The sequence below is a fragment of the Ideonella alba genome (genome assembly GCF_018069875.1).
Taxonomy (GTDB): domain Bacteria; phylum Pseudomonadota; class Gammaproteobacteria; order Burkholderiales; family Burkholderiaceae_C; genus Ideonella; species Ideonella alba.
In genome coordinates this window covers 354028-367740 of record NZ_JAGQDF010000003.1, presented here as the reverse complement: position 1 = coordinate 367740, position 13713 = coordinate 354028, and the positions used below count along the sequence as shown (strand labels likewise).

Sequence of the window (13713 nt, the reverse complement as noted above, 5' to 3'; positions counted from 1 at the left end):
ATCAAGCGGCTCGCCGCGTCCCGCGAGCCAGGGGAATGGGTCAGCGGTAACCGACCGGCGCACTGCGCAGTCGCCACGGCCAGCCGCGCAGCCACGCGGCGATGACTTGTCGCAGCGACGCGGCGCGGGGGCGGGCCAGAGGGGACGGGTGCAGGCTCATGGGGTGCAATCCTAGGGTTACCACCAGTGTTTGTCGACTGAATATTCTTCAAGTCAGATATAAATTTCAGGCATGTCTCGCAGCCAGGCCAATTTCCGCACGCTGGACCTGAACCTCTTGCGTGTGTTCGACACCCTGATGGCCGAGGGCAGCCTGACCCGCGCCGCCAGCCGCCTGGCGATGACCCAGCCCGCCGCCAGCCACGCGCTGCGCCGCCTGCACGACGCCCTGGGCGAGACCCTGTTCGAGCGCGGCGCGCGCGGCATGCAGCCCACGGCGCGCGCCCAGGCCCTGTGGCCGCAGGTGCGCGCGGCGCTGGCGGGGCTGCAGCAGGCGCTGGCGCCGCAGGACTTCGACCCGGTGGCCGACCCGGTCAACTTCCGTCTGGCGATGGTCGACGCCACCGCGGTGCTGCTGATGCCGCACCTGATCGCCACCGTCGAGCGCAGCGGCGCGGCGGTCAACTTCCGCGTGCTGCCGCTGACCACGCGCGACCCGCGGGCGCTGCTGGCGCGCGGCGACGCCGACCTGGCGGTGGGCCATTTCCCCGATGCGATCACCGGCCTGGTGGCCGAGGGCGACACCGCCACGCTGCGCCACCAGCAGCTCTACGAGAGCCGCTATGTGTGCGTGATGCGCCGCGGCCACCCGCTGGCCGGGCGGCCGCTGGACCTGGACGCCTACTGCGCCGCGCAGCACCTGCTGGTGAGTTTCTCGGGCCGGCCGCACGGCTTCGTCGACCAGGCGCTGCTGGCGTTGGGCCGGCGCCGGCGCATCGTGCTGACGGTCAACCAGTTCTACACCGCCGGTCAGGTGGTGGCCGGCTCCGACCTGCTGACGGTGCTGCCGGTGTCCTTCCTGGGTGCCACCGGCGTGCCGGACGAATTACTGACCTGCGAGCTGCCGTTCTCGCTGCAACCGATCCAGGTGGCGATGCTGTGGCACATGCGGCTGGACGCGGTGCCCGCCCAGGCCTGGCTGCGCCAGCAGGTGGCGCAGGCGCCGGGCCCGCAGTGATCAGGCCGCGGGCGGCCAGGCCACCTGCACCGACAAGCCGCCCAGCCGCGCCGAGCGGCCCAGCGTGATGCCCAGCCCGCCCGCCTGGGCGATGCGCCGCACGATCGACCAGCCCAGGCCGCTGCCCGCCTGGTCCTGGGTGGCGCCAGCGCGGAAGAAGCGCTCGCCCAGCCGCGCCTGGTCGGCCTCGGACAGGCCCGGACCGCTGTCCTCCACGGTCCAGCGCGCGCCGTCCGGCCCCGCGTGGATCGTCACCTGCACGGTGGCGCCATCGGGGCTGTAGCGCAGTGCGTTGTCGACCAGGTTGCGCAGCAGCATCGCCGCCAGGGCCTCGTCCATCGCCAGCGCGCAGTGATCGGGGGCGTCCAGCTCCAGCGTCTGGCCGCGCGCCAGCGCCTGCGGCGCCAGCTCGCCCAGCAGCCGCCGCGCCATCACCGCGCCGTCGTGCACGCTGGCGGCGCGCTGGCCGGCGCTGCCGTCCAGGCGCGCCAGCGTCAGCAACTGCTGCACCAGGTGGACCGCGCGGTCGCAACCGGCGATCGTGGACTGCAGCGCGTGGCGGCGCTCGGCGTCGTCGGTGGCGCCCAGCGCCACCTGGGCCTGGGTGCGGACGATGGCAATCGGCGTGCGCAGCTCATGGGCCGCGTCGGCGGTGAAGCGGCGCTCGCCATCGATCAGCCGGCCGGTGCGCTCCAGCAGCGCGTTGAGCGCGTCTAGCGGCGCCTGCAGCTCGGTCGGTGCCGGATCGGACAGGGCCACCGGCGAGAGCTGCTGCGGCGCGCGCTGGCGCAGCACCTCGCCCAGCTCGCGCAGCGGCGCCAGGCCCTGGCGCACCGACCACCACACCGACAGCGCCACCAGCGGCAGCACCAGCAGCAGCGGCCCGAAGGTGCCCTGCAGCACCGGCCACAGCACGTCCAGCCGCACCTCCTCCTGCTCGGCCACGTAGACCTGCACGTCGTCTTCGGCGCCGTTGGCGGCAAAGAGGCGCCAGGTGGCGCCGCGGTACTGGATGGTCTCGAAGCCCTCGCTCAGCGTGGACAGCGGCGCGCCGTCGGCATTCGGCGAATGCGCGCCCAGGCGGCCCTCGTGCCAGACCTGGAAGGCCACCTTGCGCTCATACGGATGGCCCTTGCGGCCCCCACCCAGCGCGTGTTCGATGGCCTCGGCGTCATCGTCGCCGTGCCCGCCCGACTGCTGCGCCACCAGCAGCGCGGCCGATTGCGACAGGTGGGCGTCGAACAGCTCGTCCAATTCGTGGCGTGCGTCCCAGGCGGTCCACAGCGCCGCCAGCAGCCACAGCCCGCCGACCATGGCCAGCGTGCGCAGCGCCAGGCGCAGCTGCAGCGAACGTGCCGTCATGCCGGCGGCGTGCGGGTGATGGTGTAGCCCACGCCGCGCACGGTGGTGATCAGCTCCGGGCGCAGCTTCTTGCGCAGGTGGTGGATGTGCACCTCCACCGCGTTGCTCTCCACCTCCTGGCCCCAGCTGTACAGGCTCTGCTCGAGCTGCTCGCGCGAGAGCACGCGCCCGGCGCCCAGCATCAGCGCCTGCAGCAGGTCGAACTCGCGCATCGACAGCGCCACCGGCTCGCCGTCCAGCGTCACGGTGCGCGCCGCCGGGTCCAGCGCCACGCCCTGGGCCTGCAGCTGTTCCTGCACCTGGCCGTGGGCGCGGCGCACCAGCGCGCGCAGGCGCGCGCCCAGCTCATGCAGGTCGACCGGCTTGACCACGTAGTCGTCGGCGCCGCCGTCCAGGCCGCGGACGCGGTCGTCGATCGCGTCGCGCGCGGTCAGCACCAGCACCGGCAGGTGGCCGCCGGCGGCGCGGGTCTGGCGCAGCACCTCCATGCCGTCCAGGCCGGGCAGGCCCAGGTCCAGCACGGCGGCGGTGTAGGCGCCGCTGCGCAGCTCGCGCTCGCCGGCCAGGCCGTCGCGCACCCAGTCCACCTGGAAGCCCTGCTGGCGCAGGCCGGCGCGCAGGCCGTCGCCCAGCAGGGGGTCATCCTCGACCAGCAGGATGCGCATCAGTGACCTTCCTTGTCGTCATCGTCATCATCGTCGTCGTCGAGCATCGCCTTCAGCGCGGCCAGCGGACCCTGCGCCTGAGCGGGCTCGACCGCCGCAGTCTGCCATGCCGCCGCCGGCTGCGGCGCGCTGCGCCACTGCCAGGCCCAGAAGCCCAGCACCAGCGCCAGCAGCAGCGCCCCCAGCGGCGCCCAGGCGCGCTGCGCGCCTTCATCGGGCTGGCCGCGCTTGTGGCCGGTGAACATGGCGCGCACCAGGTTCTCGCGGTGCGCCAGGCTGCCCACCAGCACGCCCAGCAGGTGCACGCCCACCAGCAGCAGCATCAGGTTGGCGGCCAGCTCGTGGCCCTCCTCGGCAAGATCGCCGCCCAGCTCGTTGTAGGTGGCCCAGCCCAGGCCCGTGGTCAGCGCGGCCAGGCCCAGCAGCCCGACGATGGCCAGCGCGCCCGCCGGGTTGTGGCCCGTGGTGTGCGGCGCGCGGCCGGCCAGCAGGCCCTTCAGGTAGGCCAGCACCGCCGCCGGCCCACGCACGAAGCTGGCAAAGCGCGCCGGCTTGGTGCCCACCAGGCCCCACACCACGCGGAAGGCCACCAGGCCGGCCACGGTGTAGCCCAGCGTCACATGCAGCAGGCGCCAGCGCTCGCTCTCGGCGCTCAGCCAGGCACCGGCGAAGCTCAGCACCAGCAGCCAGTGGAAGACGCGCACCGGCACGTCCCAGACGCGCACGCGGCTCATGGAGGTGTCCATCGCAGGCTCCTTATTTCGGGATGCGGATCTCGCGCTCGCGGAAGCTGCCTTCGGCGGCGCGGGTGTGGCAGGCGGCGCAGTTGCTGGCCGACTTGATCGAGGCGCGCTGGAACACGCCGGGGCCGGCCTCGTCGTGCTCGCGCACGAACCAGCGGCTGCGGGTCATGCGGTCCTCGGTCGGCGCCTCGCCGCGGCCGGCGTTGGCCTGCAGCCAGTCGCCGATCGCCTTGGCGGTGGGCGCGTCCAGCGACGCATCGGTGCCGTAGTGCTTGCCCAGGCCACCCATCAGGTGCTGCCAGGACGAGGCCGGCAGGCCGCGCGCCGGGAAGGCCACGTGGCAGCTGCCGCACTCGGACTGGTAGGCCGGCAGCGGCGGGGTGCGGGAGCCGTGCTCGTCGGCCAGCGCCGACAGGGCGCTCAGGGCCAGCGCGGCGGTGGTGATCCAGGTCTTGATCATGGCCGGGCTCCTCACTTCAGCGTCAGCAGCCAGGCCAGCACGTCGGCCTTCTCACCGGCGGTGCACTCGCGGCCGACCACGTCGTTGCAGTTGCGGCGGAACCACTTCTCGGACTTGGCCAGCTCGGTGAAGCGCTCGGCATTGGCCGACGGCGCCAGCGGCTTGATCGCCTTGGAGGTGCTGGCGTGCTGGCCGGTGCCGGTGGGCGTGGCGCCATGGCAGCTGCTGCACGACCATTCCTTGCCGTGCTTGCTGGTGAAGAAGGCCTGGCCGCGCGCGGCCTGGGCCGGCGTGCCGGCCTGGGCGGTGTAGCCGGCCAGCAGCTCGGCGGGGGTGGCGGCCTGGGCCGCCAGGGCGCCGCCCAGCAGGGCGGCAAGGATCAGGGGCTTGAACATGGGCACTCCATCGGGAAGCGATGGTGCCCATGGTGGCCAAGGGGGCTTAGGCCCCTCTTAACGCCGGTCTGACGGGGATCAAACCGCCAGCACCGCCGCCATCGCCTGGGCCGTGCGCTCGACGTTGCCGGTGTTCAGCCCCGCCACGCACATGCGGCCCGAGCGCACCAGGTAGACGCCGAACTCCTCGCGCAGGCGGTCGACCTGGGCCGCGCTCAGGCCGGTGTAGCTGAACATGCCGCGCTGGGTCAGGAAGTAGCTGAAGTCGCGGCCCGGCACCTTGGCGCTGACCACCGCGTGCAGGCGCTCACGCATGGTCTTGATGCGTGCGCGCATGCCATCCAGTTCGGCCACCCACATCGCGTGCAGCTCCGGCGTGTTCAGGATGCTGGCCACCAGCAGGCCGGCGTGCAGCGGCGGGTTGGAGTAGTTGCGGCGGACCGTGGCCTTGAGCTGGCCCAGCACCAGCTCGGCCTGGGCCGCATCGGGGCAGACCACGCTCAGCGCGCCGCAGCGCTCGCCATAGACCGACAGGCTCTTGCTGAACGAGTTGGCCACGAAGAAGGACAGGCCCGAGGCGGCCAGCGCGCGCACCGCGTAGGCGTCGTCATCGACGCTGTCGCCAAAGCCCTGGTAGGCCAGGTCCAGGAAGGCGATCAGGCCGCGCTCCTTGAGCAGCGGGATCAGCGCGTCCCACTGCGCGGCGGTGAGGTCGACGCCGGTGGGGTTGTGGCAGCAGGCGTGCAGCAGCACCACGCTCTTCGCGGGCAGTGCACGCAGCGCTTCGCACATCGCCTCGAAGCGCAGACCGCCGGTGGCGGCGTCGTAGTAGGGGTAGGTGCCCACCGTCAGGCCGGCCCCCTCGAAGACCGCCTTGTGGTTGTCCCAGGTGGGGTCGCTGACCCAGATGCCGCTGCCGGGGAACCAGCGGGCGATGAAGTCGGCGCCCACCTTCAGACCACCGGACGAGCCCACGGTCTGGATGGTGGTGACGCGCCGCTCGGCCAGCGCCGGGTGGCCGGCGCCGAACAGCAGCGTCTGCACGCCCGAGCGGAACGCCGCCAGGCCTTCCATCGGCAGGTAGGGCTTGGGGCCGACCTGGGCGGCAATGCGCGCCTCGGCCTCCTTCACGCAGGCCATGACCGGGATGCGACCGGCATCGTCGAAGTAGATGCCGATCGACAGGTTGATCTTGCCCTCGCGCGGGTCCTTCTGGAAGTTCTCGTTGAGGGTGAGGATCGGGTCGCCGCCGTAGGGCTCGATGTGCGCGAACATGGTGGGCTCGAAGAGAGGAAGGGGGCCCGGATTATCGCCGCCAGCGGCGTTTCGTCCCGCCGGGACCGCCCTTCGTCGCCCGGGGCTGGCGCCGCCGCCGCGACAGGCGCACAGTGCAGTCATCGAGTGATGGACCACCCCAAGGAGAACGCAATGTCCCTGCCCGACGACCTGGAACGCCTGGCCCGCCTGCATGCCGAGGGCCAGCTGAGTGACGACGAGTACGCCCGCGCCAAGGCGCAGCTGATCGCCGGCCCCTCGGTGGCCGGCCAGGTCAGCCGCGGCCTCAATGGCCTGCGCCGCCACCGCGATGACCGCTGGCTGGGCGGCGTCTGCGGCGGGCTGGCGGTGGCCACCGGCCTGGCCTCGTGGATCTGGCGTCTGGTCTTCCTGGGCCTGGCGCTGTGCGGTGGTACCGGCTTCGTGCTCTACCTGCTGGCCTGGTTCCTGGTGCCGCTGGCGGAGCGCCCGCTGCCGCCGTCGGCCCAGATCGCCTGAGGAACGCGGCCATGCTGAGCTTTCTGCTGTGGTGTCTGCTGTTCGTGCTGTGCTGGCCGCTGGCCCTGCTGGCGCTGGTGCTGTGGCCGCTGGTGTGGCTGATCACGCTGCCGTTTCGGCTGCTGGGGATGCTGATCTCCTGGCCCTTCGTCAGGCTGGCGGCGCTGATCTGGCTGCCGTGGCGCCTGATGCGCCACTGAGGCACAAGCGAATGCGTACGATGGGCGGATGACTCCGCCCATCGCCGTTTCCGGCCCATGAGCCGCGCCGCACGCCTGCTGGATCTGCTGCAGCTGCTGCGCCGCCACCGCCGCCCGCTGACCGGCTTGGCCATCGCCGCCGAGCTGGGCATCAGCCTGCGCACGCTGTACCGCGACATCGCCACGCTGCAGGCGCAGGGTGCGGCCATCGACGGCGCGCCCGGCCTGGGCTACCAGCTGCGCGACGGCTTCCTGCTGCCGCCGCTGATGTTTGGTGCCGATGAGCTGGACGCCCTGGTGCTGGGCTGCCGCTGGGTGGCCGACCGGGCCGATCCGGCACTGGCCGCCGCCGCGCGTGACGCGCTGGCCAAGATCAGCGCCGTGCTGCCGCCCGAGCGGCGCATGGCGGTGGAGCACAGCGGCCTGCTGGTGGGCCCGGCCGCGCCCGCCGAGCAGGACCCCGAGGCCCTGGCCACGCTGCGCCGCGCGATCCGCGCCGAGCACCGGCTGCGCATCGGCTACCGCGATGTCCACGGCGACACCAGCCAGCGCGTGGTCTGGCCGCTGGCGCTGGGCTTCTTCGACCGCGTGCAGGTGCTGGTCGCCTGGTGCGAGCTGCGTGGCGCGCTGCGCCATTTCCGCACCGACCGCATCAGCACCGTGGACGACTTGACCGAACGCTACCCGCGCCGCCGCGCCACGCTGCTGGCCGAGTGGCGCGCCGAGCAGGGCATCACTGCTGACGGAATCTGACACGGCCCGGCGCGAGCATGGTGGCTCTTCAACGGAGATCCCCATGACCCACCCGAGCACCACCATCCTCTATGTCGCCGATCCGCTGGCCAGCGCCCACTGGTGGGGCGAGCGGCTCGCGCTGCTACCGGTCGAGGCCTCGCCCGGCTTCGCGATGTTCGTGCTGCCCGGCGGCCTGCAGATCGGCCTGTGGAAGGCGCCCGACGTGCAGCCCGCCGCCGGCGCCCCCGGTGGCAGCGAGCTGACGATCACGCTGGGCAGCCGCGCCGAGGTGGACGCGCTGCACGCCCAGTGGGCCGCGCAGGGCCTGCAGGTGCTGCAGCCGCCCACCGACATGGACTTCGGCCACACCTGCACCGTGGCCGACCCGGATGGGCACCGGCTGCGCGCGTTTGCGCCGCACGAGGCCTGATCAGCCCTGGGCGAGCCAGGCGTGCAACTGCGCCGGCTCCAGCTCCTTGGGCTGGCCCTTCCAGCGCACCACCTGGCCGCGATCCAGCAGCATCGCGTAAGGCAGCGCGCGGATGCCCAGCGGGCCCAGCAGGGCGCGCTGCGGGTCCAGCGCCACCGCCATCTGCAGCGGCACGCGTTCGGCGAAGCTGCGTACGGTGGCCACCGGCTCGTCGGTCACCGCAACGATGCGCAGCGCCGGGTAGCGCGTCAGCCAGGTGTTGAGCAGCGGCAGCGTCTGACGGCAGGGCTCGCACCATGTGGCCCAGAAGTACCACAGCGTCATCGTGCCGCCGGGCGGAGGCGGCGCCGCCAACCAGTCCAGCGGCGGCAGGTCGATGCGCGCATCGACACGCACGCCGTTGAACCAGTCCACCAGGCCCGCCTGCGCGGACACGGCACCCAGGCTGGCCAGGGTGGCCAGCGACGCCCTGCGTGTGATTGTCATCCAGGGCCAACGGCCTGGCTGGCGGGCGGGTTGACCGCCCACCACTGCAGCCACGCGCCATGCGGATGGCTGCGCGCCAGCAACGCCGTCTGCAGGCCCCAGCGCAGGCGCCAGAAAGTCTGCGCCGCCGGGTCGGCGCGGGCCTCGCCGGGCACCGGGTCGGTGGGCAGCGTGATGCCGCCCAGCGCCTGCGTGCAGCGCGCATCCTCGGCCGACAGCCAGGCCAGGCCGCGCTGGCGAACCAGCGCCTCGGCCTGCGCCGCAAAGCGGGCCAGTGCCGGGGCGTCGAAGTAGGCCAGCACCCAGCTGTGCAGCAGCACCGGCTGCACGCCGGGCGGCAGCGTGTCCAGCCAGCGGGTCAGCCGGGCCAGGCCGTCGTCGCAGCGCTCAACCGGGAACGGCCGCCGCCGCGCCAGTGCGGCGGCGGCCTGCAGGCGGGTGTCGCGGTCGCGGTCGCGCGGCCACAGGCAGGCGCGCAGCCAGCGCAGCGCGTGGGGGTCGGCCAGGTCCACCGGCTGCAGGTCCACGCCCAGGCGGGCGTCGAGCTGCCAGGCCGGCGCAGTGGGCGGCACGGGGCCGTGGTGGCGGGCATCCAGGCGCAGCACGCCGTCGGCGGTGCTGCCGCACTCGTGCACGCCGTCGACGCCCTGGTAGCGGATGTGGCAGGCATCGACCTGCAGGTTCAGGCCGGCGCTGCAGCCGAAGTCGAACAGCGCCAGCCGCGTGCGGCCGCTGAGCGCCGCCACCTGCGCCAGGGCCGGCCACAGCACGCTGCAGCGGCCGACCTCGTTGGTCTGCGTGTGGCGGCGCGCCAGGGTGTCGGTCAGCGCGTGGTGGTGCTGCCGCACAAAGACATCGAGCGCCGCGCCCAGCGCCGGGTCATCGGGCGCACGGGTGCCGCCCACACTGGCGTACCAGGCGCCCAGGCCCTGCGGCCGACCGTCGGCCAGCACGCGCTCGTGCAGCGCCGCCAGCAGCAGCGTGGCGCGGCGCTGGGTGGGTGGCGCAGCGTCATGCAGCGCGAGCAGCGCGGGCCGGCGCGCCACACGTCGGCACAGCTGCTGGTACAGCGGCTCTTCCTGGAATTCGTCGAAGCCGCAGCGCTCGTACAGCGCGGCGTCGGGGTGGTCAGCCAGGGGGCGGTGGAGGTCGTCGTCGTGCATGGTTCACAAGGCTAGCGGCCAGCGTCCCACCAGATTGTCCAACGTTGGACAATTGAGCACGATGGACGACGACGCCCGCCGCTTCCTGGACAGCCACTTCCCCGGCCTGCGCTGGCCGGCCGCGCTGGCGCCGCTGCTGCGCAGCCGCCGGGTGGCGCGCGGCGCGGTGATCGTGCCGCAGGGCGCCAGCGGCCACCCGCTGTACGGCGTGCTGTCGGGGGCGCTGGAGATCCGCCTGCTGGCGGCGGATGGCGGGGTGTCGGTGATCGAGCATGTCGGGGCCGGCCAGCTCTTCGGCCTGACCAGCCTGGCCACCGGCGCGCCGTCCAGCTACGAGGCGGTGGCCGCCGCAGCCACGCGGCTGCTGTGCATCGACGCCGCCGCCTACACGCTGCTGATGGACGGCGTGCCCGGCTTCGGCCGCGCACTCCTGCGCGAATTCGCGCGGCGCCATGACGGCACGGTGCAGCAGCTCGCCGCCGCCCGGCTGCAGGGCGGCATGGAGCGGCTGACGCTGGCCCTGGCCCAGCTGCGCCGCGAGCAGGCGCCCGCCCCCGACGGGCACGGCGCGGTGCCGCTGCGCACCACCCAGCAGGCGCTGGCCGAGCTGGCCGGGCTTTCGCGCCAGCGCGTCAACACCCTGCTGTCTCAGTTGGAATCCCAGGGCCGCGTTCAGCGCCGCTATGGCACGCTCTGGCTGCTGCCCGACTGACCGCCCCATGCGCCGCCACTTCCTCACCAGCCTGCTCGCGATGAGCCTGCCCGCCCTGGCCCAGCCTGTCCCTGCACCCGCCCTGCCCCGCCCCAGCCACGGCCGGCTGGAGCGCCTGCCCACCATTGCCTCGCGCCACGTGGATGCGCGCCCGGTCGACGTCTGGCTGCCCGACGACTACGACGCCCGTGTCGCCCGCGGTGAGCGCTTCGCGGTGCTCTACCTGCACGACGGCCAGATGCAGTTCGACGCCGCCACCACCTGGAACCACCAGGCCTGGGCGATCGACCGCGCCGTCACCCGTCTGGTGGCCGAGGGCCAGATGCCGCCGGTGATCCTGGTGGCGGTGTGGAACAACGGCCGCTGGCGCCACAGCGAGTACCTGCCGCAGAAGTTCCTGCCGCACCTGCCTGAGGACGTCCGCACCCGCCTGGTCGCCGAGGCACTGCACGGCCAGCCGCAGTCCGACGCCTACCTGCGCTTCCTGGTTGAGGAGCTCAAGCCGCTGATCGACACGCGCTACGCCACCCATACCGGCCCCGCCCACACCGCGGTGATGGGCTCCAGCATGGGCGGGCTGATCTCGGTCTACGCGCTGTGCGAGTACCCGCAGGTCTTCGGCGCAGCGGCAGGCCTGTCCACCCACTGGATCGGCATCTTCCAGCCCAACGAGGACCTTCCCGCTGCGGGCCGCGCCTACCTGCGCGAGCACCTGCCCGACCCGGCCACGCACCGGCTGTACCAGGACCACGGCACGACCGAGCTGGACGCGCTGTACCCGCCCTACCAGCCGCCGGTGGATGCGCTGGTGCGCGCGCGCGGCTACACCGATGCCCACTACCTGAGCCGCGTCTTCCCCGGCACCGGCCACAACGAAACCGCCTGGGCCGAGCGGGTGCACATCCCGCTGAGCTTCCTGTTCAGGCGCTGAGCGCCAGGCCCTGCCCGGCCGCCATCCGGCCCACCACCGCGGCCTGCGCAAAGCCGTGGCGGGCGAACACCGCCTGCACCGCGTCCAGCGCCTGCGGGGCGCAGGCCACCAGCAGGCCGCCGCTGGTCTGCGGGTCGGTCAGCAGCGCACGGTCCACGTCGGCGAAACCGGCGGGCAGGCTCACCTCGGCGCCGTAGCCGGCCCAGTTGCGACCGGAGGCCCCGGTGACGAAGCCCTGCTCGGCCAGTGCGCGCACGCCCGGGAGCAGCGGCACCGCACGCCAGTCGATCTGCGCCTGCAGGCCGGCGCCGCGCGCCATCTCCAGTCCATGGCCGGCCAGGCCGAAGCCGGTGACGTCGGTGATCGCGTGCACGCCGTCGATCTGCGCCAGGTCGGGGCCCGGGGTGTTCAGCGCGGTGGTGCTGGCGATCATGCGGGCGTAGCCCTCGGCGTCGAGCGCGCCCTTCTTCAGCGCCGCGCTCATCACGCCCACGCCCAGCGGCTTGCCCAGCACCAGCAGGTCACCCTCGCGCGCGTCGGCGTTGCGCTTGACGCGCGCCGGGTGCACCAGGCCCAGCGCCACCAGGCCGTAGATGGCCTCGACCGAGTCGATCGTGTGGCCGCCGGCCACCGGAATGCCCGCGGCACGGCAGACGCTGGCGCCGCCCTCCAGGATGCGGCCGATGGTGGCGGTGCTGAGCCGGCCGATCGGCATGCCCACCAGCGCCAGCGCCAGGATCGGCCGGCCGCCCATGGCGTAGACATCGCTGATCGCGTTGGTGGCGGCGATGCGGCCGAAGTCGAACGGGTCGTCGACGATGGGCATGAAGAAATCGGTGGTGGCAATCAGCGCCTGCTCGTCGTTGAGGCGGTAGACCGCCGCGTCGTCCGAGGTCTCGATGCCCACCAGCAACTCCGGCGGCAGCGGCATCGCGGCGGTGCCGCGCAGGATCTCGGACAGCACGCCCGGGGCGATCTTGCAGCCGCAACCGCCGCCGTGGGAGAGCGAGGTCAGGCGGGGTTCGTCCAGGGAGGTCGGCAACAGGTCGGTCATCGCGCGATTGTCCCGGATGGGCGTCAGCACAGGTCGCGCGCCAGCCGCAGGCCGGTGAACTGCCAGCGCGCCTCGGCCGGGAAGAAGTTGCGGTAGCTGGCGCGGCCATGGCCCCCTGGCGTGGCGAACGAGGCGCCGCGCAGCACCGACTGGTTGGCCATGAACTTGCCGTTGTACTCACCCACCGCGCCGCCCCAGGGCCGGTAGCCGGGGTAGGCGGCGTAGGCGCTGGCGGTCCATTGCCAGGCCTCGCCGAAGGCCTGGCGCAGGCCGCTGCCGGCCTCAGGCGCGCTGGCATGCAGCCATTGCGTGGCGGGGTCGCGCAGCGCGCGGCGTTGGGGGTCGGCGTGCAGGCGGCGCGCGGCGTGCTCCCACTCCTGCTCGGTGGGCAGGCGCAGCGGCAGGCCGCTCTGCGCGGCGGCCCAGCGGGTGTAGGCATCGGCCTCGTAGAGGTTCAGGTGCAGCACCGGTTCGGCCGGGTCGGGCGTCTGCACGCCATGCAGCGTGAACAGGCCGTCACCGGGCGTCGGGCCCTCCCAGTACAGCGGCGCCACCGCACCGCTGCGCTGCACCCAGGCCCAGCCGTCGGACAGCCACCAGCGCGGGCTGCGGTAGCCGCCGACGGCGATGAAGTCGGCGAACTCGGCCACGCTGACCAGGCGGTCGGCCAGCGCATGCGGCGCCAGCCAGTGCGGGTGGCGCGGGTCCTCGTTGTCGAAGCCGAAGCCGGCACCGTCGTGGCCGATGTCGACCCGGCCGCCGTCGCAGGCCAGCCAGCCCATCGTCTGCTCGGTCGCCGCCGCGGGCCGCGGCGGCGCTTCGCGGTAGGCCGGGCGCAGCGGGTTGGCCGACAGCAGGTGCTTCAGGTCGGTCAGCAGCAGCTCCTGGTGCTGCTGTTCGTGGTGCAGGCCCAGCTCGACCAGGCCGGCGCTGACGCGCTCGGGCTGCTGCTGCAGCAGCCGCGCCAGGCGCTCGTCCACCGCCGCGCGGTAGGCCCGCACCTCGGCCAGCCCGGGGCGGGTGATCAGGCCGCGCTCGGCGCGCGCATGCTGCGGGCCGATGGCCTGGTAGTAGCTGTTGAACAGCACGCGGAAGGCCGGGTGGTGGGGCCGGAAGCCGGGCTCGGCGGCTTCCAGCACCAGGGTCTCGAAGAACCAGGTGGTGTGGGCCAGGTGCCACTTGGCCGGGCTGGCGTCGGGCATGCTCTGCGCCTGCGCATCGGCCTCGCTGAGCGGCGCGGCCAGCGCCTCGGTCTGCGCGCGCACGGCGCGCAGGCGCTGCAGCAGCGCGGCCGCGTCGGCGGGGGATGGCGGTTCGGTGGACAGCGGCGGCACGCTCGGCCCGGTGGAAGCTCGATCGGCGGCCAGTATCACCGAAGCGCCTCGCCCAGCTGTAAGGAATCGCCCCGCTCGTGCGACAGAGGGGGA

At 73.4% G+C, this 13713-nt stretch carries 17 protein-coding genes; 7 read left to right on the top strand and 10 right to left on the bottom strand.

Going from position 1 to position 13713, the window contains the following annotated elements; translation table 11 throughout:
• The first annotated feature begins 232 nt into the window (after positions 1–232).
• Positions 233–1177, top strand: a complete 945-nt coding sequence (locus tag KAK07_RS06975; protein ID WP_210859809.1) for a LysR family transcriptional regulator — start codon at positions 233–235, stop codon at positions 1175–1177.
• On the opposite strand, the gene KAK07_RS06970 is transcribed toward KAK07_RS06975, so the two are convergent.
• The 6 genes from KAK07_RS06970 to KAK07_RS06945 all read right to left on the bottom strand — a co-directional run bounded on the left by KAK07_RS06970 (position 1178) and on the right by KAK07_RS06945 (position 6077).
• Positions 1178–2539 (bottom strand): ATP-binding protein, encoded by a 1362-nt coding sequence (locus KAK07_RS06970; RefSeq protein ID WP_210859808.1) that lies wholly within the window; start codon positions 2537–2539, stop codon positions 1178–1180.
• On the bottom strand, positions 2536–3204 hold the full coding sequence (locus KAK07_RS06965; RefSeq protein WP_210859805.1) for a response regulator: 669 nt from the start codon (positions 3202–3204) through the stop codon (positions 2536–2538). Before KAK07_RS06965 ends, KAK07_RS06970 begins: the two co-directional genes overlap by 4 nt.
• A complete protein-coding gene (locus KAK07_RS06960; protein WP_247664256.1) occupies positions 3204–3950 on the bottom strand; it encodes a cytochrome b/b6 domain-containing protein in 747 nt (248 codons plus the stop codon). The genes KAK07_RS06965 and KAK07_RS06960 overlap by 1 nt, the downstream gene beginning before the upstream one ends.
• A 10-nt stretch (positions 3951–3960) precedes the next feature.
• On the bottom strand, positions 3961–4407 hold the full coding sequence (locus KAK07_RS06955; protein WP_210859804.1) for a diheme cytochrome c: 447 nt from the start codon (positions 4405–4407) through the stop codon (positions 3961–3963).
• Between the two features lie 11 nt (positions 4408–4418).
• A complete protein-coding gene (locus KAK07_RS06950; protein WP_210851334.1) occupies positions 4419–4802 on the bottom strand; it encodes a DUF1924 domain-containing protein in 384 nt (127 codons plus the stop codon).
• Positions 4803–4880: 78 nt separating this feature from the next.
• Complete coding sequence (locus tag KAK07_RS06945) at positions 4881–6077, bottom strand: amino acid aminotransferase (RefSeq protein WP_210859798.1); 1197 nt, start codon at positions 6075–6077, stop codon at positions 4881–4883.
• 153 nt (positions 6078–6230) lie between these two features.
• On the opposite strand from KAK07_RS06945, the gene KAK07_RS06940 reads away from it, so the two are divergent.
• Genes KAK07_RS06940 through KAK07_RS06925 form a run of 4 tightly spaced genes read left to right on the top strand, consistent with a single transcriptional unit; the run spans position 6231 to position 7940 of the window.
• Positions 6231–6575, top strand: coding sequence for a PspC domain-containing protein (locus tag KAK07_RS06940; RefSeq protein WP_210851330.1), 345 nt, complete (start codon positions 6231–6233; stop codon positions 6573–6575).
• Between the two features lie 11 nt (positions 6576–6586).
• Positions 6587–6775 carry a hypothetical protein gene (locus tag KAK07_RS06935; RefSeq protein ID WP_210859797.1) on the top strand — a complete coding sequence of 63 codons (189 nt, stop codon included), beginning with the start codon at positions 6587–6589 and terminating at the stop codon, positions 6773–6775.
• Positions 6776–6832: 57 nt separating this feature from the next.
• Positions 6833–7528, top strand: a complete 696-nt coding sequence (locus KAK07_RS06930; RefSeq protein WP_210859796.1) for a helix-turn-helix transcriptional regulator — start codon at positions 6833–6835, stop codon at positions 7526–7528.
• A 43-nt stretch (positions 7529–7571) separates the two neighbouring features.
• On the top strand, positions 7572–7940 hold the full coding sequence (locus tag KAK07_RS06925) for a VOC family protein (protein ID WP_210859795.1): 369 nt from the start codon (positions 7572–7574) through the stop codon (positions 7938–7940).
• Here the strand turns inward: KAK07_RS06925 and KAK07_RS06920 are convergent, their stop codons facing one another.
• Positions 7941–8426: a TlpA family protein disulfide reductase gene (locus KAK07_RS06920; RefSeq protein WP_210859794.1), complete on the bottom strand. Its 486-nt coding sequence runs from the start codon at positions 8424–8426 to the stop codon at positions 7941–7943. It lies immediately after the preceding gene.
• The gene (locus KAK07_RS06915) at positions 8423–9589 is read right to left on the bottom strand and encodes a DUF2332 domain-containing protein (RefSeq protein ID WP_210859793.1); all 1167 of its coding nucleotides are present in this window, start codon (positions 9587–9589) and stop codon (positions 8423–8425) included. The genes KAK07_RS06920 and KAK07_RS06915 overlap by 4 nt, the downstream gene beginning before the upstream one ends.
• A 61-nt stretch (positions 9590–9650) precedes the next feature.
• On the opposite strand from KAK07_RS06915, the gene KAK07_RS06910 reads away from it, so the two are divergent.
• Positions 9651–10301, top strand: a complete 651-nt coding sequence (locus KAK07_RS06910) for a Crp/Fnr family transcriptional regulator (RefSeq protein ID WP_210859791.1) — start codon at positions 9651–9653, stop codon at positions 10299–10301.
• A 7-nt stretch (positions 10302–10308) separates the two neighbouring features.
• Positions 10309–11232: an alpha/beta hydrolase gene (locus tag KAK07_RS06905; protein WP_210859788.1), complete on the top strand. Its 924-nt coding sequence runs from the start codon at positions 10309–10311 to the stop codon at positions 11230–11232.
• Here the strand turns inward: KAK07_RS06905 and selD are convergent.
• Together selD and egtB are read right to left on the bottom strand one after the other, a co-directional pair.
• Positions 11222–12286, bottom strand: coding sequence for a selenide, water dikinase SelD (gene selD / locus KAK07_RS06900; RefSeq protein ID WP_210859786.1), 1065 nt, complete (start codon positions 12284–12286; stop codon positions 11222–11224). The genes KAK07_RS06905 and selD overlap by 11 nt on opposite strands.
• A 23-nt stretch (positions 12287–12309) precedes the next feature.
• On the bottom strand, positions 12310–13620 hold the full coding sequence (gene egtB, locus KAK07_RS06895) for an ergothioneine biosynthesis protein EgtB (RefSeq protein WP_210859784.1): 1311 nt from the start codon (positions 13618–13620) through the stop codon (positions 12310–12312).
• Positions 13621–13713: the final 93 nt, after the last annotated feature.